At 45.7% G+C, this 25088-nt stretch carries 18 protein-coding genes, 2 tRNA genes and 3 pseudogenes; 16 read left to right on the top strand and 7 right to left on the bottom strand.

Annotation, left to right across the window (positions count from 1 at the left end):
- Positions 1-91: 91 nt before the first annotated feature.
- Positions 92-1092, bottom strand: a pseudogene (locus UA76_RS21045) (porin).
- Between the two features lie 517 nt (positions 1093-1609).
- On the opposite strand from UA76_RS21045, the gene greA reads away from it, so the two are divergent.
- Positions 1610-2083: a transcription elongation factor GreA gene (greA, locus tag UA76_RS21040; RefSeq protein WP_047049809.1), complete on the top strand. Its 474-nt coding sequence runs from the start codon at positions 1610-1612 to the stop codon at positions 2081-2083.
- Positions 2084-2177: 94 nt separating this feature from the next.
- On the opposite strand, the gene yhbY is transcribed toward greA, so the two are convergent.
- Positions 2178-2474: a ribosome assembly RNA-binding protein YhbY gene (yhbY, locus tag UA76_RS21035; RefSeq protein ID WP_047049808.1), complete on the bottom strand. Its 297-nt coding sequence runs from the start codon at positions 2472-2474 to the stop codon at positions 2178-2180.
- A 147-nt stretch (positions 2475-2621) separates the two neighbouring features.
- Between yhbY and rlmE the strand changes: the two genes are divergently transcribed.
- The 15 genes and pseudogenes from rlmE (at position 2622) to UA76_RS20960 (ending at position 17173) form a co-directional block, all read left to right on the top strand.
- Positions 2622-3251 (top strand): 23S rRNA (uridine(2552)-2'-O)-methyltransferase RlmE, encoded by a 630-nt coding sequence (gene rlmE / locus UA76_RS21030; protein WP_047049807.1) that lies wholly within the window; start codon positions 2622-2624, stop codon positions 3249-3251.
- Positions 3252-3350: 99 nt separating this feature from the next.
- Positions 3351-5308: pseudogene (ftsH, locus tag UA76_RS21025) on the top strand (ATP-dependent zinc metalloprotease FtsH).
- A gap of 92 nt (positions 5309-5400) precedes the next feature.
- Positions 5401-6231: a dihydropteroate synthase gene (folP, locus tag UA76_RS21020; protein ID WP_047049806.1), complete on the top strand. Its 831-nt coding sequence runs from the start codon at positions 5401-5403 to the stop codon at positions 6229-6231.
- Positions 6232-6256: 25 nt separating this feature from the next.
- Positions 6257-7597, top strand: a complete 1341-nt coding sequence (gene glmM / locus UA76_RS21015) for a phosphoglucosamine mutase (RefSeq protein WP_047049805.1) — start codon at positions 6257-6259, stop codon at positions 7595-7597.
- Between the two features lie 232 nt (positions 7598-7829).
- A complete protein-coding gene (gene secG, locus UA76_RS21010) occupies positions 7830-8165 on the top strand; it encodes a preprotein translocase subunit SecG (RefSeq protein ID WP_047049804.1) in 336 nt (111 codons plus the stop codon).
- 13 nt (positions 8166-8178) lie between these two features.
- Positions 8179-8262: transfer RNA gene (locus UA76_RS21005), tRNA-Leu, on the top strand.
- A 55-nt stretch (positions 8263-8317) separates the two neighbouring features.
- Positions 8318-8394: transfer RNA gene (locus UA76_RS21000), tRNA-Met, on the top strand.
- A 213-nt stretch (positions 8395-8607) separates the two neighbouring features.
- Positions 8608-9063 carry a ribosome maturation factor RimP gene (rimP, locus tag UA76_RS20995; protein WP_047049803.1) on the top strand — a complete coding sequence of 152 codons (456 nt, stop codon included), beginning with the start codon at positions 8608-8610 and terminating at the stop codon, positions 9061-9063.
- A gap of 51 nt (positions 9064-9114) precedes the next feature.
- Positions 9115-10599 (top strand): transcription termination factor NusA, encoded by a 1485-nt coding sequence (gene nusA, locus UA76_RS20990; RefSeq protein ID WP_047049802.1) that lies wholly within the window; start codon positions 9115-9117, stop codon positions 10597-10599.
- Positions 10600-10622: 23 nt separating this feature from the next.
- Positions 10623-13304: a translation initiation factor IF-2 gene (infB, locus tag UA76_RS20985; RefSeq protein ID WP_047049801.1), complete on the top strand. Its 2682-nt coding sequence runs from the start codon at positions 10623-10625 to the stop codon at positions 13302-13304.
- A gap of 101 nt (positions 13305-13405) precedes the next feature.
- Positions 13406-13813, top strand: coding sequence for a 30S ribosome-binding factor RbfA (gene rbfA / locus UA76_RS20980; RefSeq protein WP_047049800.1), 408 nt, complete (start codon positions 13406-13408; stop codon positions 13811-13813).
- Entirely contained in the window at positions 13813-14757 is a 945-nt protein-coding gene (gene truB / locus UA76_RS20975; protein ID WP_047049799.1) for a tRNA pseudouridine(55) synthase TruB, read from the top strand. Before rbfA ends, truB begins: the two co-directional genes overlap by 1 nt.
- A 102-nt stretch (positions 14758-14859) precedes the next feature.
- On the top strand, positions 14860-15798 hold the full coding sequence (locus UA76_RS20970) for a LysR family transcriptional regulator (protein WP_047049798.1): 939 nt from the start codon (positions 14860-14862) through the stop codon (positions 15796-15798).
- Between the two features lie 110 nt (positions 15799-15908).
- Positions 15909-16280, top strand: a complete 372-nt coding sequence (locus tag UA76_RS20965; protein ID WP_047049797.1) for a DUF1254 domain-containing protein — start codon at positions 15909-15911, stop codon at positions 16278-16280.
- A 59-nt stretch (positions 16281-16339) separates the two neighbouring features.
- Entirely contained in the window at positions 16340-17173 is an 834-nt protein-coding gene (locus UA76_RS20960; RefSeq protein WP_047049796.1) for a DUF1214 domain-containing protein, read from the top strand.
- A 40-nt stretch (positions 17174-17213) separates the two neighbouring features.
- Here the strand turns inward: UA76_RS20960 and UA76_RS20955 are convergent, their stop codons facing one another.
- The 5 genes and pseudogenes from UA76_RS20955 to UA76_RS25320 all read right to left on the bottom strand — a co-directional run.
- Entirely contained in the window at positions 17214-17645 is a 432-nt protein-coding gene (locus UA76_RS20955) for a DUF1499 domain-containing protein (RefSeq protein WP_075202614.1), read from the bottom strand.
- A 97-nt stretch (positions 17646-17742) separates the two neighbouring features.
- Complete coding sequence (locus UA76_RS20950; protein ID WP_047049794.1) at positions 17743-19500, bottom strand: diflavin oxidoreductase; 1758 nt, start codon at positions 19498-19500, stop codon at positions 17743-17745.
- A gap of 30 nt (positions 19501-19530) precedes the next feature.
- The gene (locus UA76_RS25330; RefSeq protein ID WP_272946044.1) at positions 19531-21558 is read right to left on the bottom strand and encodes a GltB/FmdC/FwdC-like GXGXG domain-containing protein; all 2028 of its coding nucleotides are present in this window, start codon (positions 21556-21558) and stop codon (positions 19531-19533) included.
- Positions 21441-22547 (bottom strand): glutamate synthase-related protein, encoded by a 1107-nt coding sequence (locus tag UA76_RS25325; RefSeq protein ID WP_272946043.1) that lies wholly within the window; start codon positions 22545-22547, stop codon positions 21441-21443. The genes UA76_RS25330 and UA76_RS25325 overlap by 118 nt, the downstream gene beginning before the upstream one ends.
- A 288-nt stretch (positions 22548-22835) precedes the next feature.
- Positions 22836-24958 (bottom strand): annotated as a pseudogene (locus UA76_RS25320) (glutamate synthase central domain-containing protein); the annotation flags it as partial.
- Between the last annotated feature and the right edge of the window lie 130 nt (positions 24959-25088).

The following is a 25088-nucleotide window of genomic DNA, read 5'->3' as shown; positions in this document are numbered from 1 at the left end:
ATTGGGCTAGCCCCAAAGAAGAAAGGCTTAGCAATTCGCTAAGCCTTTATCCAAACCTATAGGTTTTGACTAAATTGAGTGTCTATCTAACTTAGAAAGAGTACTTAAGACCAAGACGTAGCGTGTCTTCAGCATCTTTTGCACCTACTGAGCTCTCATCCATGTTGTTTAACATGTAAGCTAGATAAGCATTGATGTTACCGTTGAATTTGTAATCACCAGTAATCTCAAAGAAATCACTCTCGTCAACTTTTGTACCTGATTTTTTAACATCTGTTTTTTGGTACGCGCCCATTAGGCAAAGCCATTACCAAAGCCATATTTAGCGGCTAGCTCGATACCGTTGAAATCTGTTTCAGCGGTGGCTTTATTATCTTTATCACCAGTAGCGTAAGTCACAGCTAGGTATAGTGAATCTAAAGCGTAGTTGATACCGCCAATAATAGCATCACTAGAGCCATTATTTTCACCATTGTTACCTGCCGAGTAACCAAGACCAAGACCTAACCCCATTGGCAATGTGTAGATAACAGACAAGCCAGAGGTGTTTGTGTCTTTTGCTTCACCAAGAGAAACACTACCTTTTAGCGTTAGTGATTCATAGTCAGCGGTATATAGAATGGTGTTGTTGATTTGCTCGTCAGAAGCATTAATGAATGCTTTTTGAGCGCCCGTGAAAGTGGTGACATCCGACATTTGCGAGATTTGCACCGCAGCCGTATCTTGGCGACCAAACGATACTGCGCCAAAGCTACCACTTAAGCCGGCAAACATGTAACGCTGTTTGAAGTCTGTTTCCGCGTCGTTGGTAGTGTCTGACTTTACGCCTTGCTCTGCTTCGTAGAAGCCAAAGCCAGAAAGATCGCTAGTGATCTCTGTTGTTCCGCCTAGGTTTAGACGAAAACGGCTGTTATTCGCCATAGTGCCATCGATCTCGTTACCACCGTTACCGATAAAATCACCACGGAATTCCGCACGGCCACCGATATTGAGTTCTGTACCATCGCTGCTATATACGTTAGCTGCGTTAACACCAGATGCCGCTACCACTGCTGCAGCTGATACCGCTAGAGTAATCAGATTCTTGTTCATTTTAATAGTCCTAATTTACTGTCCATAAATAGTTGTATTTGCGAGGCGCTTCGCATCGCAGTGCTTAGAGTGGACGCATAGTTGTAATTAATCAAGTTTCATATGTAAGAAATATGTCAGAGATGTGAAATATGATTACTTTTTGCACAAAGTGTTGGTTTTTTGAAAAAACAGGCGGTGTGCTGGCACTGATGACGCAACATAAAAATAGGCTGAGTATCTATACTTTATCTTTTGGCACTCGGTATTTAATGGCAGGGTAGCATAGGGCAATCATGTAAAAGCGAGTTGGTTTAGTAGAAGTGTCTGAGGATTATTTTTCATTCAAGAAGCTTATGGTTGCGAGAGCTAAGTTGGATTTTATGTCGCCCGATTAGACAAATGCTCGAATTTGGGTGATTTAAAACACGACATTGTTTACACTAGGCGAAATAACGAATTCTTTTACTACCTGATCCGACTATGGGTTGGGTAGTTTTGTTTTGTCCAAAGCATACTTTGGCAATAGAGGTAGAAGATGGAAAAAGTTCCAATGACAACGCGCGGCGAACAGCTGCTGCGCACAGAGCTTGAAAGATTACTTAAGCTTCGCCCACAAATTTCTGAAGCAATTGCCGAAGCCCGTGAGCTAGGTGATTTGAAAGAAAATGCTGAATATCACGCTGCGCGCGAAGAGCAAGGTATCTGTGAAGCCCAGATCCGCGACATTGAATACAAACTGTCAGTTGCGCAAGTTATCGATGTCACTAGCATGGAAAACACAGGCAAGATCATCTTTGGTTCTACGGTAACGCTAATTGATGTTGATACCGATGAAGAGAAAACATACCAAATCGTTGGTGACGACGAAGCGGACATTAAAGCTGGCCGCATTTCTGTCAGTTCGCCAATCGCTCGTGGATTGATCGGTAAGCTTGAAGGTGATGAAGTTGTGATTTCAACACCTGGTGGCGACAAAGACTTTGAAATCGATAAAGTTGAATACATCTGAAATGGTCAAGCCATTTTAATAGAATTAAAAAAGGTCGCATTCGCGACCTTTTTTGTTACTTGCTATTTGCCACTGCTATGGCAAACACGAAGTACTATTTACGTGGAAGTTCGATCTTGCGAGCTTCAGACTGGCGATACAATACCAGTACTTTACCAATAGTCTGTACTTTCTCTGCGTTAGTTTCACGCACGATAGCATCGATAATTAGTTGTTTTGTCTCACGATCTTCAGATGCCACTTTAATTTTGATCAGTTCATGATGATCAAGGGCAATCTCGATTTCCGCTAGAACAGCTTCAGTGAGTCCATTCGCGCCCATAAGCACGACAGGTTTTAGACTGTGCGCTAGGCCTTTAAGATGCTGCTTTTGTTTGGTGCTTAGGTTCATTACGCGGCCAATTTTCTTTACTATTAGGGTTGAAAAAACCTATTTTAACGCCATCTATGGCTAAAGACTATAATTTGTTAGTGATAGGCGGTAACTATCGCAGCAATACGCACTAACAAGTCCCCAATCTATCTTATTGAGAATAGAATGAGTAAACAGAAGCATTCGGCCAGTTCTGGTCGTTGGTTGAAGGAGCACTTCGACGACAAGTATGCGAACGAAGCCAGAAAAAAAGGTTACCGTTCACGCGCTTACTTTAAAATGGAAGAGATCCAGACTAAAGATAAACTATTGGCTCCAGGAATGACGGTCGTGGATTTAGGCGCGGCTCCTGGTGGGTGGTCTCAATATGCTGCTAAAATAGTTGGAGATTCTGGACAAATTATCGCTTGTGATTTGCTCCCGATGGACCCAATCTCTGGAGTGAGCTTTTTACAAGGTGATTTCCGAGAAGATGCTGTCTTAGAAGCGCTGTTAGACCGAATTCAGCCAAGCATGGTGGACGTGGTGATGTCAGATATGGCGCCTAATATCGCAGGCAACAATTCTGTTGACCAGCCACGAGCAATGTACCTCGTTGAGTTGGCGTTGGATATGTGTCGACAAGTTCTGGCAACCAATGGTAGCTTTGTGGTCAAAGTGTTCCAAGGTGAAGGATTTGATCAATACGTAAAAGATGTACGAGATATGTTCAAAACCGTGAAGGTTCGAAAACCTGATTCTTCTCGAGCTCGTTCTCGTGAAGTATTCATTGTAGCCACTGGTTACAAAGGTTAACTCTTTTGCTACTAAAGGCAAAAGTTAACACTATAGCTACAGGTTTCAAACTGTAGTACCCTACCTTTAATTACAATTAGTTATCGCGAGGCTTACACCTTGAGTGACATGGCAAAAAATTTAATACTGTGGTTAGTCATTGCTGTCGTTTTAATGTCCGTTTTCCAGAGCTTCGGCCCAGGTGAAAATAACGGTCGAGCAGTTGATTATACTACGTTTGTACAGGAAGTTGGCCAAGGCAGATTCAGGAAGCAACATTCAAAGACGGTGAAATTACTTTCGTTCGTCGTGGCGGTGGTTCTCGCTATGTAACTTACATGCCTGTGTATGATCAGAAACTCCTTGATGACCTGATCAATCAAAACGTGAAAGTTCAAGGTACTCCTCCAGAAGAGCAGAGCCTACTTGGCACTATCTTCATCTCTTGGTTCCCAATGATCTTATTGATTGGTGTATGGATTTTCTTCATGCGTCAAATGCAAGGCGGTGGCGGTAAAGGCGCTATGTCTTTCGGTAAGAGCAAAGCTCGAATGATGAGCGAAGAGCAGATCAAGACCACTTTTGCAGACGTTGCTGGTTGTGACGAAGCAAAAGAAGACGTTAAAGAGCTGGTTGACTACTTGCGCGACCCAAGCCGTTTCCAAAAGCTTGGTGGTAAGATCCCAACTGGTGTTCTTATGGTTGGCCCTCCAGGTACAGGTAAAACACTTCTAGCTAAAGCGATTGCTGGTGAAGCGAAAGTACCATTCTTTACTATCTCTGGTTCTGACTTCGTAGAAATGTTTGTTGGTGTTGGTGCATCTCGTGTACGTGACATGTTCGAACAAGCGAAGAAAGCAGCGCCTTGTATCATCTTTATTGATGAGATTGATGCAGTAGGTCGCCAACGTGGCGCGGGTGTTGGTGGTGGTCACGATGAGCGTGAGCAAACATTGAACCAAATGTTGGTAGAAATGGATGGTTTCGAAGGTAACGAAGGTATCATCGTTATTGCGGCGACTAACCGCCCAGACGTACTTGACCCAGCGCTACTTCGTCCTGGTCGTTTCGACCGTCAGGTTGTGGTTGGTCTACCAGATGTACGTGGTCGTGAGCAGATTCTTAAAGTTCACATGCGCAAAGTACCTCTAGCGGGTGACGTTGAGCCTTCTTTAATCGCTCGTGGTACACCAGGCTTCTCTGGTGCAGACCTAGCTAACCTTGTTAACGAAGCGGCGCTTTTTGCAGCTCGTGGCAACAAGCGCAACGTATCTATGGTCGAGTTTGAGCTTGCGAAAGACAAAATCATGATGGGTGCAGAGCGCCGCTCAATGGTGATGTCTGAGGAAACGAAAGAATCAACGGCATACCACGAAGCTGGTCACGCCATTGTTGGCCGTCTAGTTCCTGAACATGACCCAGTGTACAAAGTGTCTATTATTCCTCGTGGGCGTGCACTTGGTGTCACTATGTATCTTCCTGAGCAAGACCGTGTGAGCATGTCTCGCCAACATCTAGAATCTATGGTGTCTAGTTTGTACGGTGGCCGTTTAGCTGAAGAGCTTATTTACGGTAAAGACAAAGTTTCTACAGGTGCATCAAACGATATCGAGCGTGCGACTGATATTGCACGTAAGATGGTGACTCAGTGGGGCTTCTCTGAAAAGCTTGGTCCGTTGCTATACGCAGAAGACGAAGGTGAAGTATTCCTTGGTCGCAGCGTAACTCAGACTAAACATGTTTCTGATGATACCGCTAAGCTGATCGATGACGAAGTACGTATGATCATCGACCGCAACTATGATCGTGCGAAGCAAATTCTTGAAGATAATATGGACATCATGCATGCAATGAAAGATGCATTGATGAAGTATGAAACGATTGATGCTGGTCAGATCGATGATCTGATGGAGCGCAAGAGTGATATTCGAGAGCCAGCAGGTTGGGGTGAAAACAATAACGCTCCTGCTTCAGAAGCAAAATCTGAAGCTAAGCCAGAAGCTGAAGCTAAGTCAGAAAAAGCTGCGCCAGTAGCAGAAGAGCAAACAGAGTCTGAAGAAAAGAAAGACACTGAATAAATCTTTATAAGATAGAAACCCTGGGATTAGTCCCGGGGTTTTTCTATTTTGGTCATTCAGAAAATCGCATTTAATTGTCACGGTTAATTTTCATGATCTTATATGCAAACAACAAACAGCTAGATTTGTCAGTCCCACAAGTGATGGGAATTATTAATGTCACTCCCGATTCGTTTTCTGATGGCGGGAAATTTAACTCTGTTGATTCGGCACTTGAGCAAGCCACAAAGATGATTGCTGCTGGAGCAACTATTCTCGATATCGGCGGTGAGTCGACGCGCCCTGGCGCTCCGGATGTTGAGTTAGAAGAAGAGTTAAATCGTGTTATTCCAGTGATTGAAGCCATAAGAGCGCATAGTCAAATCTGGATTTCCGTCGATACAAGTAAAGCAGAAGTGATGCGCCAAGCCGTGCAAGCTGGCGCTGACATTATTAATGATGTCAGAGCGTTGCAAGAACCCGGTGCTCTAGAAGCGGCAGCGGAGGCGAATGTGCCTGTGTGTTTGATGCACATGCAAGGTCAACCAAGAACCATGCAAAGCGCGCCACATTATGAAGATATCCTATCCGACATCAGCCAGTTTTTGGAAGAGCGGGTTAGGGCGTGTGAATCAGTGGGAATAGCCAAAGAGCAGCTAATCCTTGATCCGGGCTTTGGTTTTGGTAAAACTTTGGCCCATAATTACCACCTTTTGGCACATTTGGAACAATTTCATCAACTAGGCCTGCCTTTGCTTGCTGGTATGTCTAGAAAGTCTATGATTTTTAAAGTGCTAGATAAAAAGCCTGCCGACTGTACTGTCGCCAGTGTCACTTGCGCAACGATTGCAGCAATGAAAGGTGCTCAAATTCTCCGTGTTCATGATGTCGATGAAACGATAGAAGCAATGAAAATGGTGCAGTTGGTTCAGGCTAATCACTAATAATATAAAAACTGAAGGATTTACCATGTCTGATAAGAGACGTTATTTTGGTACAGATGGTGTACGTGGCAAAGTGGGCCAATATCCAATCACGCCCGATTTTGTTTTGAAACTAGGTTGGGCTGCGGGGCGCGTACTTGCTAAGCAGGGCACGAAGAAAGTGATTATCGGCAAAGATACTCGAATTTCGGGTTACATGCTTGAATCTGCACTCGAAGCTGGCCTTGCCGCGGCGGGACTGAAGGCGACATTCACCGGGCCAATGCCAACGCCTGCGGTTGCTTATCTAACACAAACATTTCGTGCGGAAGCTGGGATTGTCATCTCTGCATCGCACAACCCATATTATGATAACGGTATTAAGTTCTTCTCATCGGAAGGCACCAAGCTTCCTGATGATATTGAACTGGCGATTGAAGCCGAGCTAGATAAAGATATCGAATGTGTAGAATCGGCGGATCTTGGTAAAGCAACGCGCTTGAATGATGCTGCGGGCCGTTACATTGAATTTTGTAAGAGCACTTTCCCATCAGAGCTTAGCCTTGCAGACCTAAAGATTGTGGTTGATTGTGCTCATGGGGCGACATACCACATTGCTCCAAACGTCTTCAAAGAGCTAGGTGCAGAAGTCATTGCAATGGGTGTTGAGCCAAACGGCACTAATATTAATGACGAAGTGGGTGCGACAGACGTACGCGCACTGCAAAAACGTGTGGTAGAAGAAAAAGCGCACTTAGGTCTAGCCTTTGATGGTGATGGTGACCGAATCATCATGGTTGATGAGCTTGGCAACAAAATCGATGGCGACCAGATTGCCTACATTATTGCTCGTGATGCTCTACGTCGCGGTGAACTCAAAGGTGGCGTCGTTGGTACACTAATGACAAACCTAGGGATGGAAAATGGCTTAAAGCAGTTAGGCATTCCATTTGTTCGCGCTGCGGTGGGTGATCGTTATGTGATGGAGCGACTGCTTGAAAAAGGCTGGAAGATCGGTGCAGAAAACTCAGGGCATGTGATTTTACTGGATAAAGTGACGACGGGTGATGCGATTGTAGCCGCGCTTCAAGTGCTTGCTTCTGTTGTTGGCAGCGAAATGACGCTAAATGAGTTGTCTCAAGGTATGACTCTTTACCCTCAGGTTCTCGAGAATGTTCGCTTCAGTGGCGATTCCAACCCTTTAGATGCAGAAGCGGTTAAAGCGGCGGTTGTCGAGGCAGAATCTAAGCTTGGTGAAAAAGGACGAGTACTCTTACGTAAGTCAGGTACCGAGCCTTTATTGCGTGTGATGGTAGAAGGCGAAGATGCTGATTTAGTTCAAAGTTGCGCTACAACAATTGCTGAAACAGTAAAAGCAAACTGCTGATAATCAAATACGATTAGTAACGAAAGCCGAAAACCAATTGTTTCGGCTTTTTTTTGACCGTTTGATTAGGTAAATGAGACATTTCTACAATTTTTTCTTGTCAGCGACAGGGGCTTTCGCTAGTATTGCTCGGCCTTCAGTAAGGAGGTCGCTAGCCTTGTTCTAAAATATCTTGATTAACGTCATGAATTAGAACGGCGCTGGCTCAACAATTTGGAACATAGGTGGAAAAATGTTTACAGTTCTACTTGTGATTTACCTGTTGGCAGCGCTTGGTGTAATTGGCCTGGTGTTGATTCAACAAGGTAAAGGCGCAGATATGGGAGCCTCATTCGGTGCTGGCGGTTCAAACACAGTGTTTGGCGCAAGCGGCTCAGGAAACTTCCTAACCCGAATGACTGCAATTTTTGCAACAGTATTTTTCATCATCAGCTTAGTGCTTGGTAACATGACGACGAACAAGAGTGAGTCGCAATGGGTTGACCCAACTCAAGGTCAAATCATCCAGCAAGCTGAAGATGCAACGAGTGGAATTCCAGCCGAAAGCGGCGATGAAATCCCTCAATAAAACGAATTTAGTTGCCGAGATGGTGAAATTGGTAGACACGCTAGCATGAGGTGCTAGTGCCTTTGGTGTGAGGGTTCGAGTCCCTCTCTCGGCACCATCGTTTACAAACTTGTAAAACACCTTGTTGAGCGTATAATGCACAGCAAGTCGGACGCGGGGTGGAGCAGCTTGGTAGCTCGTCGGGCTCATAACCCGAAGGTCGTCGGTTCAAATCCGGCCCCCGCAACCAAATCCTTTTAGGATTCGTGGACAAGTTTGCGTAGTGTGGACAACACTGCGAGTTAGATGCAAATACGCATTTAACGTATCAGGGTCCAGCAACAAAAAACCCCGACTTATCGGGGTTTTTTGTTATTTGAATTTTTGGTTTTACCAAGTTCAGATAGTTGCTTGGAATTTAAAATGGGCTCTGAGCCCTTTTTTTGTTTCTGGAGTGGTTAAAATGACTGGTTTAGAAAGACAACTTACTGAAATGCTAGACGCACCTGTTGCGGCGGCTGGTTATGAGTTAGTTGGATTAGAATTTATCCGTGCAGGCGAATACTCAACACTGCGAATTTATATTGATCATGAAAATGGCATCAATGTTGATGATTGTGCTGAAGTAAGTCACCAAGCGAGTGCGGTACTGGATGTCGAAGATCCAATTTCTGTGGCTTATAACCTAGAAGTGTCTTCACCGGGTCTTGAAAGACCACTTTTCAAAGCAGCACATTATGAGCAGTTTATTGGTCACGAGGTAAGCATCGTACTGAAAATGGCTGTGGGTAACCGTCGTAAGTGGAAAGGTGTAATCCAATCTGTTGATGGTGAGAACATCGCTGTTTTGGTTGACGGACAAGAAGAAGTTTTTGTCTTGAGCAACATTTCGAAAGCAAACCTAATCCCTAAATTTTAGTTTTTTAGAGAAAACAGCTCTAGAGAAATAGAAGCTTAAGAGGCTAGATAAATGAGTAAAGAAATTTTAGCGGTTGTTGAGGCAGTTTCTAACGAGAAAGCTGTACCTCGTGAGCGTATTTTCGAAGCGCTTGAAATTGCGCTAGCAACATCGACTAAGAAAAAGCACGAGATGGAAATCGAAGTGCGCGTAGCGATCGACCGTAAAACAGGTGAGTTTGAAACATTCCGTCGCTGGGAAGCGGTAGAAGAAGTTGAATTCCCGACAAAGCAGATCTCACTAGAAGCAGCTAAGTTTGAAGACGAAACAATCGAACTAGGCGATTTCATTGAAGACGAAATTGAGTCAGTAACGTTTGACCGTATTACGACTCAAACCGCTAAGCAGGTAATCGTACAGAAGGTACGTGAAGCTGAGCGCGCACAAATCGTTGAACAGTTCATCGACAACGAAGGTGAGCTAGTTACTGGTGTGGTTAAGAAAGTTAACCGCGACACAGTAATTCTAGACCTAGGTAATAACGCTGAAGCGGTTATCCTACGTGACGACCAGCTTCCACGCGAAAATTTCCGTCCGGGCGACCGTGTACGTGGTCTTCTATACAAAGTTGCACCAGAAGCACGTGGTTTCCAACTATTCATCACTCGCTCTAAGCCAGAGATGCTAGCTGAACTATTCCGCGTCGAAGTACCTGAAATTGGTGAAGAGCTAATTGAGCTGAAAGGTGCAGCGCGCGATCCTGGTTCACGTGCGAAAATCGCAGTGAAAACCAACGACAAGCGTATTGACCCTGTTGGTGCGTGTGTGGGTATGCGTGGTGCACGTGTACAAGCTGTCTCTGGCGAGATTGGCGGTGAGCGTATCGATATCGTTCTTTGGGACGATAACCCAGCTCAATTTGTTATCAATGCAATGGCACCAGCTGATGTTGCGTCAATCATCGTTGATGAAGATGCAAACTCCATGGATATCGCTGTTGAAGCCGATAACCTAGCACAAGCGATTGGTCGTAATGGCCAAAACGTACGTCTAGCGTCTCAGCTAACTGGCTGGGAACTAAACGTAATGACAGTTGCTGATCTTCAGAAGAAACACCAAGAAGAATCAATGGCATCTATCGAAAACTTCATGAAGTACCTAGATATTGAAGAAGACTTTGCTCAACTACTGGTTGAAGAAGGTTTCTCAACGCTAGAAGAAGTCGCTTACGTACCAGTAAACGAACTACTAGAAATCGATGGCCTAAATGAAGAGATCATCGAAGAGCTGCGTAGCCGTGCAAAAGACGCGCTAACGACAATTGCTCTAGCGCAAGAAGAGTCATTTGAAGGTTTAGAGCCTGCAGAAGACCTACTAGGCCTTGAAGGTCTTGAGCGTGAAATGGCATTTAAACTGGCTGCAAAAGGCGTTGCCACGCTGGAAGATCTTGCAGACCAAGGTATCGATGACCTAGAAGGCATCGAAGGATTGACAGACGAGCGCGCAGGCGAGCTAATCATGGCTGCACGTAACATCTGTTGGTTCAACGAAGAGTAATAATTCAGCAAGGAGGAAGCGGCATGACACAACTTACAGTAAAAGCTCTTAGTGAAGAGATTGGTACGCCAGTTGACCGCTTGATTGAACAACTTGCTGATGCAGGAATGAACAAAGCAAGCAACGACCAAGTTTCAGACGATGAGAAGCAAAAGCTTCTCTCGCACCTGAAAAAAGAACATGGCGATACGTCTGGTGAGTCTGAACCGACTCGCTTGACACTTCAGCGCAAAACGCGCAGCACACTAAGTGTTGCTGCTGGCGGTGGTAAGAGCAAAGATGTTCAAGTAGAAGTGCGTAAGAAGCGCACTTATGTGAAGCGCAGCACTATCGAAGATGAAGCAAATCGCGAAGCTGAGGAAGCAGCTAAGCGTGAAGCCGAAGAGCTCGCAAAGCGTGAGGCTGAAGAGCAAGCTAAACGTGAAGCTGCAGAGAAAGCACAGCGCGAAGCCGAAGAGAAAGCGAAGCAAGAAGCGGATGCAAAACGCAAAGCTGAAGAAAAGGCACAGCGCGCACAAGCTGATAAGGCTAAGAAAGACATGAATGCAAAAAACGCAGATGTTACTGCGCAAGCAAAGAAAGAAGCTGATGAACTAAAACGTCGTCAGGAAGAAGAAGCGAAGAAGAAAGCGGAACAAGAAGCGGCGAAGCTTGTTGAAGAAGCTCGTAAACTCGCTGAAGAGAATGAAGCTCGCTGGAATGAAGAAGAAGCTAAGAAGAAAGAGCTTGAAAACTCTGACTACCACGTAACGACTTCTACTTATGCTCGTGAAGCTGAAGATGCTGCTGACCGCAAAGAAGAAGGTGGCGGTCGTCGCAAGAAGAAGAAAAAAGCAGGTAATGACAGCAATGATCGCGGTGGTCGTAACCAACGCGGTAAAGGTCGTAAAGGTAAACTAGCTAAGCCAACTTCAATGCAGCACGGCTTCGATAAGACAGCAACCGTTGCGAAAGCAGATGTTGTCATCGGTGAAACGATCGTTGTTTCTGAGTTAGCAAGCAAGATGTCTGTCAAAGGCACAGAAGTTATCAAAGTGATGATGAAGATGGGCGCTATGGCGACTATCAACCAAGTTATCGACCAAGAGACTGCACAGCTTGTAGCAGAAGAGATGGGCCATAAGGTTATCCTTCGTAAAGAGAATGAGCTGGAAGAAGCAGTACTGTCTGATCGTGATAACAGCGCTGAATCAGTACCTCGTGCTCCTGTTGTTACTATCATGGGTCACGTTGACCACGGTAAAACATCGACACTTGACTACATCCGTAAAGCACACGTTGCTTCTGGTGAAGCAGGTGGTATTACACAGCACATCGGTGCATACCACGTTGAAACTGAAAACGGTATGATCACTTTCCTTGATACTCCTGGACACGCGGCGTTTACGGCTATGCGTGCTCGTGGTGCTCAAGCGACAGATATCGTTGTACTTGTAGTTGCAGCTGACGATGGCGTAATGCCACAAACAATCGAAGCAATCCAGCACGCGAAAGCGGCAGGTGTGCCTCTAATTGTTGCGGTAAACAAGATCGATAAAGAAGATGCAAACCCAGATAACGTTAAGAACGAGCTCGCTCAGTACGACGTAATTCCTGAAGAGTGGGGCGGTGAGAACATGTTCGTTCACATCTCTGCGAAACAGGGTACAAACATCGACGGCCTACTAGAAACTATCCTTCTACAATCTGAAGTTCTTGAGCTGACGGCTGTTGAAGAAGGCATGGCATCGGGTGTTGTTGTTGAATCTCGCCTAGATAAGGGCCGTGGTCCAGTTGCTACTGTTCTTGTTCAATCTGGTACGCTGAACAAAGGTGACATCCTGCTTTGTGGTCAAGAGTACGGCCGTGTACGTGCAATGCGCGACGAGAATGGTCAAGAGATCTTCACTGCAGGTCCATCTATCCCAGTTGAAATCATTGGTCTGTCTGGTGTTCCAGCATCTGGTGACGAAGCAACAGTGGTACGTGATGAGCGTAAAGCACGTGAAGTTGCTAACTACCGTCAAGGTAAGTTCCGCGATGTGAAACTAGCACGTCAACAGAAAGCGAAACTTGAGAACATGTTCTCTAACATGGCGGCTGGTGAAGTTGCTGAGCTTAACGTGGTACTTAAAGCTGACGTACAGGGTTCGGTTGAAGCAATCGCGGATTCCCTACTGAAACTGTCTACTGACGAAGTTAAAGTGAACATCGTTGGTTCTGGTGTTGGTGGTATTACTGAAACTGACGCAGTACTAGCAGCGGCTTCTAACGCAATCATCCTAGGCTTCAACGTTCGTGCAGACGCAACAGCGCGTCGTGCAGTTGAGAACGAAAACCTAGACCTACGCTACTACTCAATCATTTACCAGTTGATTGATGAAGTGAAACAAGCGATGGGCGGTATGCTTGCTCCAGAATTCAAGCAAGAGATCATTGGTCTTGCTGAAGTACGTGACGTGTTCAAGTCGCCTAAACTAGGTGCAATCGCAGGTTGTATGGTTACTGAAGGCACAATTAAGCGCAGCAACCCAATCCGCGTACTACGTGATAACGTTGTTATCTACGAAGGTGAACTAGAGTCACTACGTCGCTTTAAAGATGACGTTCAAGAAGTTAAGAATGGCTACGAGTGTGGTATCGGCGTTAAGAACTACAATGATGTTCGCGTTGGTGACCAAATCGAAGTATTCGAGATCGTTGAAGTTAAACGTACTCTTGATTAATTGACTAAAATTACATTGTCTTAATGACAGTAATTGGTTGTTGAATACACCATGGGGGCTGGCTTTGACCATCCCCCATTCTTTCTAATAAGAGAAAAGATATGTCAAAAGAATTTAGCCGCACGCAGCGCGTAGCGCAGCAGCTGCAAAAAGAATTAGCCATGATTCTACAACGTGAAGTTCGTGACTCACGCCTAGGCATGGTTACGATTTCAGACGTAGAAGTGTCACGTGACCTTGCATACGCAAAAGTGTTTGTGACTTTCCTATGTGTGGGTGAACAAACGCCGGAATCATGCATTAAGGCGCTACGCGAACACGAAGCGCATATTCGTATGATGCTAGGCAAGCGTATTCGCTTACGTCTAACACCTGAAATTCGTTTTGAATACGACAACACTTTGGTTGAAGGTATGCGTATGTCAAACCTCGTAAGCGAAGTGGTTAGCGAAGATAAGCGTAAACAGCACGAAGCTGGTCGTGATGACGAACAGGCAGGTGAAGAGTAATGGCTCGTCGTCGTAAAGGTCGCCCAATTAACGGAGTTATCTTACTCGACAAACCTACGGGTATTTCATCCAATGACGCACTGCAGAAAGTAAAGCGTATCTATTTTGCTGAAAAAGCGGGCCATACGGGTGCGCTTGATCCACTAGCAACGGGTATGCTTCCTATCTGTTTAGGCGAAGCAACTAAGTTTTCTCAGTTCCTACTGGACTCGGATAAACGTTATGTTGTGAAAGCAAAACTTGGCGAGCGCACCAATACGTCAGATTCTGACGGCGAAGTGGTTGAAACTCGCCCTGTGGATGTATCCTTAGACAAGCTAGAGGCATGTATTGATAAGTTTCGTGGTGAATCTGATCAAGTGCCTTCCATGTTTTCTGCATTGAAGTACCAAGGAAAGCCTCTCTACGAATATGCTCGTAAAGGCATTGAAGTACCGCGTGAATCACGCAAAATTACTGTGTATGAAATTGTACTCCATCGCTTTGAAGGTGATGAGGTAGAAATGGAAGTACACTGTTCAAAAGGTACTTATATTCGTACTATTGTGGATGATCTTGGTGAGATGCTTGGTTGCGGCGCGCACGTGACTATGCTGCGTCGTACTGGTGTTGCTAAATATCCGTACGAGAAGATGGTGACGCTTGAGCAGCTCAATGAGTTGTTGGAACAAGCGCATCGTGACGAAGTTGCACCTAAAGATCTACTTGATCCACTCTTGCTGCCAATGGATACCGCTGTGGAAGATCTTCCTGAGGTTAACTTAGATGCAGAGCTCACTAATCTAGTTCAGCATGGTATGCCAGTTCAAGTTTTTGGTGCGCCTGAGGGGATACCACTGCGAATGACATCTGGTGATGAAAAGCTGTTCATTGGTGTTGCAGAAGTTAATAAAGACGGGAAAGTGGCACCCAAGCGATTAGTGGTGTTTCGCGAAGAAGCATAATCTTTGCGCATCCAATCAATTAAAAGCCGAGGCAATTGTTGCCTCGGCTTTTCTTTTTTATACTGGCCTAACATTCAAAAACTGGCAATTGTGGTAATAGACATGCATGACAAGCAACTGTATCAAATTGATTTTAATAGTCTTAAATTACTAAAAATTCTTGGTGAAGAGCGAAATACAAAACGCGCTTCAGAGAGAATGTATTTGTCTCAGTCAGCTGTCAGCAAAGCGCTTAAAAAATTGCGTGGGTATTTTGGCGATGATCTCTTCGTACGCAAGCAGTATGGCTTGAAGCCAACGCCCTACTGTGAAGAGTTACTAAAAAAGCTCCCTGTCGCATTTGAAGTGATTGATGAGATCTTCCGTGACTTGGATAAATTTGAGCCAGAAGAGTATAACGACGATATCTCTATCGCTATCGGTTCATCGATTTATCACTGGATATCTCTACCTTTATATACTTACCTAAAACAACATTTACCCAATGCCACCATAAAGCTGTTGAATTGGAACTCGAATACAGAGCATGAACTTAAAGTCGGCAGTATTCATCTCGGCATTAATTTCTATCCTCTGGATGTATCGAAAAGTTTGCTGCAAAGAAAGCTTGTTTACAACGATTTCATGTTAGTTTGCAGAGAAGGACACCCAGTTTTGGATTCTGAAAGAAGAGCGCAAGACATTGGCCAATACCCTTTGGCACTACTTGAACTGCCTGACTTTTCGAAAGAACGGAACCTTATAGAACACTTGCTGCTTGCTGAAGGCATTGTGCCTAAGATTCATTTGCGGGCTGATGAATTGAGTTTATGTTTGTCTGTAGTAGCAAACTCGGATCTATTATTGCCAACCAGTGAACCATTGGACAGTGCTCAATTGCCTGAAGGTACCACATTGGTTGTGCCTCACCCAGACAATAAGATAGGCCGTCACGTTGGTTTATTTACTGCGGTGAGAACGGCGAACACACCGATGATGCATTGGCTTATTGAACAAATAGAAACCCTGTGCAAAAAAGAGCCCAAAGATCTACTCATCTAGATATGAATTTGATTCATATTACTTACCGTTCAAGTCATTTCAGGAGTGATGGCTCAACGTTTTAAGATTACCTCAGTTAATTAATTCTCTCTAATAGCTTGAGGTGACCTATGAATAAAACAGTTTTAGCAACCATCATTACAACGCTCTCTTTTGGCGCTGTAGCCAATGACTACGTTCCAACGGATGCACAATTGACGGCTCAGCGAACCTACCACCATATGGAGAATATGGTCGAACATATTGAGCAGCATGGTATTAACCATTTCTCACAAGAAGATCTGGCCGATCATACGTTCTTTGTTATCACTCCTGCACTGGATCACTTGTATTCAAAAGCAATGATTGATGTCACTAATGGTGCCGTTGAAGTCACTATTCCTGAGTACGACGAAGGCCGCTATGCCTCTTTTCATTTGAAAGATGCACAACACTTTACCGTCTATGCTGAGATGATGCCTACTACAGGTGTACTTACCTAATACACCGTTCAGGCGCGGACTATGAACTGCCAGAAGGTGAGTACATTGATACTATTGAAGTGAACGATGACCTTATTTTCCTATTCCTACGGACACAAACATTTGATTACCGTGACGACGGTGTAGCCAATGATATCCGTCAGCAGTACACGATTAAAGCTCATGGTGAGCCTCGTGACATCTCCCTACCTGAGCGTACTGATGCACAAAGTGTCATTGCTCTGGCGACAGAGTGGTCTGATGGTTGGGAACGCACCAACCCTGGTCTCGAGTACATGATCGACAATGGGTACACGCTAGATCAATACAAGCAAACCGCTAACTACGTTTATGAACTTGGAATGTCGGGAATTTATACCAACAATCGAGTTGGCTTCACTAACCCTGAGCACCCAACTTACGATGAAGATATGCTTGCAGAATCATTCGTGACGCATATGGGGCATTTAGGCTTCCCGGCATACCATGCCTATTACGAGATGATTCCAATGACCCCAGAAGGCGAGTTGTTAAATGGTTCTGAAGCGTTTACGTTAACCTTCCCTCATGAACAAGCGGTTGGCGAATTCTGGTCACTGACACGTTATGCTAGTGACACGCGTTTGCCACTAAATCCTGAAGATATACACGGCTCTAATCGTCAAGTATTTGCAGGCGGTAACACGTCACCAGATGCAGATGGAAACGTAACGATTACATTCTCATCAGAAGATCCACAAGATGGCACGTATTGGATGCCTGTCATTGATGGTGAAAATTATTACTTAGTCATGCGTTACTACGCTCCGCAGCCTGAGCTAGAAGGCAAGACGATGCAATCTAACCTATATGGCGGTACGCCACTAGAAAACATCATTGTACCAAGCAGTCGTTTCAGTAAGGAAAGGCGTTAAATAGGAGCAGTAAAGGCAGCCTTTAGGTTGCCTTTATTTGCTATTGCGTATAGCCATTCTCAATGAGAATAGAGCGTAGCAGCTCAGTGCGTTTTCGATTAACTCCAAAATCAGAATAACCAACTCGAGATTCAGAACGAACGATGAGGCGCTTATCCTCTATCTTTATCTCTAGGTCATCCACAAAGCGCATGATTTTTGACGTGCATTCAATTCGCAAGTAGTTGTCCTTTTTCACGGCAGTTTTCGCCCCGGGAAGCTGCAGAGCAAGTTGTTCAATCGTGTCAATGTTTACGTTACGGGCTAATACAAAAGGTGCAATAGCGTATTTTTCTCGTACATCAAAGGTCGAGACGCAGTTGGGTTTATCACCACAAGGTGAGGATGTTCTATCATCCATGTCGACAACTCCTTGGCTACAAGCGGTAAGTAGAATGGAGGAGGCGAAGATAAATACTATCCGTTTTTTCATAATATCCTCTATCTATCTGATGGTTAGAGTGTATACGACACAAAACAAAAAAGGATCTCTGCAGAGATCCTTTTTGTGTATTAGAGGTTAACTTGGGTTAGTAAACATCGCGCACGTAGCGTTTTTGCTTCTTCAAGTTGCTGATGTACTCTTTAGTTTGCTCTTCGTTATAGTTGCCATACTCTGCGACGATATCATGCAGCGCTTTATCGACATCTTTTGCCATATAGTAAGCGTCACCACATACAAAGAAGTAACCACCACGCTCTAGCCACGCATAGAGCTCTGCACCGTTTTCTCTCATCTTATCTTGTACGTAGACTTTCTCGGCTTGGTCACGAGAGAAAGCCAGATCGAGTCGAGTTAATACTTCTTTCGTCTGGAGAGCTTCGATCTCTTCTTGATAGATAAAGTCTGTCGCACTGTTTCGATCGCCAAAGATTAGCCAGTTATCACCAGGTGATGCTTGTATCTCTCGCTCTTCTAGGAAAGCGCGGAACGGGGCAATACCTGTACCTGGGCCGACCATGATCATTGGAGCCTTATCATCTTCAGGAACGGCGAAGTTTTTATTCGGGGCGAAGTAGCATGGCACTTTTTCACCTTCATCAACGAGGTCTGCTAACCAAGTTGAGCAAGTGCCGCCATATTCTCGCTCATCATTGGCATAGCGCACGCTACCGATAGTGAGGTGTACTTCATCGTTATGCTTGTTCAAGCTTGATGAAATAGAGTAAGCGCGTGGAGCGATGGGTTTAAGTAGCGATAGAATTTCCGCTAATGACAGCGAAACGCCTGCGTAGTGCTTGACGAGATCGAGGATATCTTTGCCCCAAAGGAAATCGTTCAGCGCAGAGGAATCTTCATCGGCAAGCATTTGAATAACGCTATGGTCGCTAGCCGCTTCAGCTAACGCTTTCACCAACTCTTTTGACGGTGTTCGAATATCTAATGTGCTAGTGAACAACTCTCGAAGGCTATGGCTTTCACCATTCCAAGATGGTTTTTCATCACCACTAAACTGGAAGTGCTCTAACAGTGCCTCAACCAGCTCAGGTTGATTCTCTGGGATCACATTTAATGCATCGCCCGGCTTATAAAACTCACCTGAACCTTCGAGTGAAAACTCGTAATGAACAATTTCTTTACTTGAGCCTTCTTTAGTTAAAGTGCGCTTGTGCTTCAAGGTTGCCAATAGCGGGTTCTTACGGCCGTACTTCGATTTTTGCTTTGGCGCAGACTGCCCGCTTGCCGTTGCTTGACCATCTTCCCCTTTATCTGCAATAGCCGGAAGGGTCGCGATCATCCACTCTTCAGAAGGTTGTTCAAAGTCGATGTCGCAATCTACACGGTCAGTGACTCGAGTTGCACCAAGCTGCTCGAGTCGCTCGTCCCACTGTTTACCTGCAAGGCAGAACTCATCATAGCTGGTGTCGCCCAGTGCCAGTACCGAGAAGTAGGTATCGGCGAGATTAGGAGCGTTGTCACCGCTCATGGTTTCCCAAAGCGATTCCGCGTTATCTGGATGTTCGCCTTCACCATAGGTACTGGTGACGATCAGAATGCGTGAAGATTTTACAAACACTTGAGCATCAACATCATCCATATCATGCACACTGGCAGTAAGGCCGTACTCTTTGGCTTTTTCTGCGGTGTCGTAGGCTACACTCTCCGCGTTACCTGTTTGTGAACCATAAAGGATAGTGAGCCCTTTAACTTGTGGTTTGGATTCCGCGTGAACCACGGACTCTTCTTTCACTAAAAGACGCGAGTGTAGGCCGGAAAAGAAGCCCGCCAACCAAGTCTTTTGGTCTTCATTAAATGGTATATCTTGTGGCAAATGAGGTACTTTCATTGTTCTTCCTATCTAATGCTTTGCCTGTCCTTAGGCGATCTGGGCTTCTTGTTCTTGTTGGATTTGGTCACGAATGACGTCAGCGAATGCATGGCAATAGAGCGTAGCAAGGCGCTGATTAATTGGCTCAATATCTTGCATCTCTTCACTGATGTCTTGTTCGCGGGAAATAATCCAAACGGCAGTGCCTCGTGAGTGGGTGTCCCACACATCACGTCGCGCTAATGAAGCTTTATAGTCTTGAACTCGTTTGTTAGCGAGCAGTACAGACAGCTCTTCATCGCGGTAATTGGATACTGCTTCTTTCACATCTTTCAGCAGTTGGTCAAGCAGCTTCTTGTCTTTTAGCTCGAACATTCGCTCAATGGCTTGGGCATGGTCACCAGCGTTTTTCGCAAGCTGGTGCGCACGATGTAACACGCCACTATGGGTGAGAAGGTCGCAGATCAGCGGTGTATCCATCTCCCCATATTGAGGGCTCAACCCGCCCGCTAAGGCTTTGTTATCGCGGTAGGCGAAGTGAACCGCTTCCATTAAGTTCTGAGCTTGACCTTGGATTAGCTCTTCAAGCATTTGCTTACGCGTATGAGATGAAAGAATACTCTCCGGATGTTGGCTGTGGAGCAGTGCGAAAGGTACTACAAGAGTAAAGAGCGTGCGGCTTGTTGCCCAGTCATCTAAGATTCGTTGCGCTTTGCGTGAACCGGTAAAACGAACATGTTGCTCAAGATGCCACTTTAAGGCCTCTTCATAGCCAGGGTTTTGTTCTATCAAAGGCACGGGTAGTACGGAGTCAGCACTGCAGCTATCGGCAAACTGACCATCGACGTCATATTGGTAAGCAATACCACCCGACATGCCGTTACCAAAGCCTTTACCAAATCCACCAAGGTTAATTACCGAACCGTTGGTCATGTACTCACAACAGAAATCACCAACCCCTTCTACGACGGCAACAGCCCCTGAGTTACGTACGGCAAAACGGTCACCCGCTTCACCTTGGATAAAGGCTTGTCCGCCGGTTGCCCCAAACAGAGCAAAGTTACCAATCAGTACATTGTTTCCGGCTGTGAGTTTACGTTGGCTCGGTGAGCGAACAACAATGTGACCACCACTGGAGCCTTTACCGACACCGTCGTTGCAGGTTCCAGTGTGCTGCATAACCAGACCACTGTTGTTGAACGCCGCGTAGCTTTGGCCAGCACTGCCGTGACTTTGAACCACAATAGATTCTGCATCGAAGAATCGACGGCCGTTGCTCGCAAGCAGAACTGCAGGGTGCTTAGCAGCCTTGTCTTGATAGTTGAGCGCACGCTCGATATCAATGGATAGTTGCCCACCTGTCGACTTATTGCGGTTGTTGAGCTTACCTGCACCAAGCACGACGTTACGTTCTTCGTTCTCGAAGTAATCGCTAAGTAGGCTTTCTATGAGTTTGTCATCTGGCGTAAAGTCCGCTTCGAGATAAACAGGTTTCGCGACTTTAACAATATCGACTTCACGCAGTAATCCGGTGACATTGAGCTTACCGACAATACTGTGATGGTTTGCTAAATGAAGCAGCTCACTCTTACCGCGAATCTCTTTCAAGCTGGAGTATCCCAAGCTAGCAAGTATTTCACGAACTTCGTGTGCAACGTTTAGGAAATACTGAGCGAGTGCCCGAGGGTCACCTTGATAGAGCTCTGGGTTAGTTGTTAGGCCAGCAGGACATTTAACGTTACAGTTCTTCGCCATGACACACTTAAGCATCATCAATGCGGTCGTACCGAACTCAAATGAGTCTCCGCCCATAATGGCTGACTTGATGACGTCGACACCGGTTTGGTGTGCGTTTGAACAACGCAGTGTGACTTTATCACGCAGGCCATTTTCACTTAGAGCCTGATGCACCTCAGCAATACCGATTTCTGCTGCACGACCTGTGTTCTTCAAGCTGGTTACGGCTGCAGCACCAGTACCACCTGTATTACCGGCAACGTTGATGACATCTGCACCCGCTTTGGCAACACCGACAGCAATGGTCCCGATACCTTCTGAAGACACGAGTTTAACGATAACTCGCACTCGGGCTGCTTTGGCATCATGATCAGCTGACCCAAATCTTCGATCGAGTAAGTGTCGTGGTGTGGTGGAGGACTGACTAGCTCGACCCCCGGTGTACCGCCACGTGCAGCGGCAATCTCAACGGTAACTTTAGGCGATGGTAGCTGACCACCTTCACCTGGTTTCGCACCTTGAGCAATCTTAATTTCGATCTCTTCAAGTTGAGGGTCGGCTAGGTAACCTACCCAAACACCAAAACGGCCAGAAGCGAACTGCTTAATCTTGCTCGATTTAATTGAGTTAAAGCGCGACGAATGTTCACCACCTTCACCCGAGTTACTCATTGCGCCAGCAATGTTGGTTCCTTGGGCGACGGCTTGGTGAGCATTAGCGTTGAGTGCGCCGTGACTCATTGCACCTGAAGCAAAAGTTGGCGTAATGAGGTGAGCGGGCTCAACATCGTTTAGTGAGATGGGTTTCTTAGCCGCTTTAATGCGCGACAAGAACTGCTCAAGAACAGGTTTGGTTTCGAGGTGGATGGCATTATCGACCAGCTCTACTTTCTCAATTTTTTCAGCCCAAGTGGTTTCTATTGCGATCTTTAGGGTGTTGTTAGCTTCAATGTTGTCTAGAGAGAGCACGAACAAGCTAGAACGCTCGCTTGATTGCTGGACACTTAATCCGGCCCACAGGTAATTGATGTTTCCTTCAAAGTGGAAACGATTAAGAAGGTGTGAGTACTCTGCAGCGCTGCTAAATGCTGTGAAATCGAGTGGTAACAATAAGATGTCACGTAGAGTAGCCGGTCGAGTTTCCCGCTCGCGATACAAGTTTTCTGCAAAAGCACGATACGCCGGTGTGACATTAAAACGATCGATTTCGGCGGGTGTCAGTTTCTCGTAGCCTGTTTGCTTATATGCGATATCTTCACTGGTTGCGACTGTTGCTTCGAGCGCTTGCTCTGCAACAGGGTCAGCGTAGCGCACTTCTTCGTGAGTCATATTGATGTATTCACGAACCGCTGTGTTACCGAAGCTGTGTCCGGCTCCGTCTTGGCGCTCTTTAAACAACCCAAGTAGTGGGATTTGGTTCTCTTCGTTAATCGCTAACGCTTTGAAGTGCCACTTGGCTGAGCTCCAAGCAAGATCATCAAATTGAGCCCCGCCGACTGGCGAGCTGATATTTGGGAAGAAGCGTTTTAGCTCAGAGGATTCGGTATCTAGGAAGTTTGATTCAAAAAATTCACCGCCGATGTAACTCTCAACGGTACACAGACCAAACTTACCCATGGTCTTCATCAGCGACTTTTCACACGCTTTCTGGAAGTTTTTCAGGCCCTGTTCAACGGATTGGTTATTCGATAGGGTCTTAGCACGGTGATATACCGAAATAGGGCAGACTGCCGAGATACCAAAACCAAGTAAACAAGCAATATCATGGCTACTTGCCGCTTGACCAGTTTGGTACACAACGCTGGCATCGAATCTCAAACCGCGTTTAATTAAGCGTTGGTTGACTGCGGTTGCCACTAAAATGGCAGGTAGAGCCGCTTTATCATTGCCAATTTGTTTGTCGCTAAGAACAACAATGTTAGTGCCTGATTCAACCGATTGTTCTACTTGATCACACAAGTTATCAAGGGCTTGCGAAACGCGTTTTGCATTGTCTTCACGACTGTTGAGAGTCGGAGTGAATAGCGCATCGAAGGTGGCAACTTTAATCTGCTGTTGAGCAAAGATTTGCTCCAATTGCTGTGGCTGTAGAATCGGAGAAGCCAGAACCAGTTGTAGTGTTTCTGTTGGGCTGAAGTTTGGCTTTGCGCCTAACGCAACACGTAGCGTCATCCCATCAGATTCGCGCAAGGAATCTAGCGGAGGGTTAGTGACCTGAGCAAAGCGCTGGCTAAAGTATTTGGACATGCCACCTTCTTCATCCGTTAGGACGTTAGGAGCAAGGCCGAAACCCATCGCGGTGATCTTCTCAGCGCCATTTTCAATCATCGGGTCGAGGAAGAACTTAAAGCTCTCTTGGTTCAATGAGTAGGCAACATGACGGCTATAAGTGCTGAAGCTTTTGTTTTCACTGACGTTATCAAGAGAGGAATCGTCTAAGTTGTTAAGTGTAATACGAGCAGATTCAAGTAGCGCGGTATAGTCGCGTTCTTTAGCTAGGGTTTCTAGTATTTCGTTGGTTTCATAACTTTGGCCTGTCTCATGATCAAAATAGATCATGCCACCGGCTTGAATGCGACCGAAACGAACCACTTCCTCCGCAGGGAAATCGATCTGACCCGCTTCACTCATCACGGCTAGGTAGCGGTCTGTTTCTACACTTCGTAGTGGACGAAGACCCAAGCGGTCTAAACGGGCACCCACTTTCTGGCCATCCGAGAAAATTAGCGCAGCAGGGCCATCGTTCTTCTCTTCGGAAAGGCTGAAGTACTCTAGCATCGCTGTCACTTCTGGCGACAGCTATCATCGTTTTCCCACGCTGGTGGCATCATTGCCAATACAGCCGTCACGATATCGAGTTCATCTTCGACAACTCGGCGTGCTAATGTTTGGTCAAGACGAGAGGAGTCTGATTGACCTTTTGGAAAAATCACGCGCTTCTTCTGTTGGCGCGCAATCGCATCTTCACTTAGACGGTTCTTTTTGTCGGTGTTCAGTTCACCATTGTGCGCCATTCTTCTGAATGGCTGCGCCATCATAGTCGCTGGAGCCGTGTTGGTTGAGAAGCGGGTGTGGAAAAACAGCGTTGTAATCTGATGGTCTGGGTGAGAAAGATCAGCAAAATAGGGCACGACTTCCCATGAATTTAGTCTGCCTTTATAAACCTGTGTTCGAGAGCTCATTGACAGCGGATAGAATCCATGCAGGTTATCATTAGTGAAACCTTGGGACTCTAGTTCATTGAGTGCTTTGTTGATATCACCCTCAAACTCATTGGATGTTCTGTTTGATTGTTTATTAGTAAAAACAACCTGTTGAATCGTTTGCTGTACTGCTTGAGAGGCTTCATTGAGGGCATCATTGTTGACTGGAACCTCTCGCCATAACTCAATATTGAGATCGAATTCAGCTAATGATGATTCAACTAACGATTTTGCGGTTGAGTACTCATTTTGATCAAATGGAAAGAAGAAGTTAGCAACGCCAAACTCACCTTTCGCAAGTTCTGGTTGTCCAATCAAAGAGCGGTAAAAGTGAACAGACAAATCGATATTCACACCTGCACCGTCTCCGATTCCTTCAGAGTTCATCCCGCCACGATGCGGAATAGTGCAGAGAGCTTGATGGGCTAAAGTGAGCAGTTGATGAGTTTGCTCACCACTTTTATCCGTGATGAAGCCCACCCCGCAACTCGAGTGCTCATGCTCGCGATCATACAGCGAGCGGTATTCCTGATTCATTGGATCATTTCCTTGATTGCTTGCAGTTTGCCTGCGGGTTCCTTTGGCATGTATCACTACAGTGCCGAATCCTTCGCCTATTTTTATTGAACGATTCCTATTCGTTCCTAATATGCGACCTCAATAATTA

Origin of the sequence: Vibrio mexicanus (assembly GCF_001012815.1) — a bacterium.
Lineage (GTDB): Bacteria > Pseudomonadota > Gammaproteobacteria > Enterobacterales > Vibrionaceae > Vibrio > Vibrio mexicanus.
Note: the sequence above shows the minus strand (reverse complement) of the source record. Positions and strands in the feature narration are given on the sequence as shown.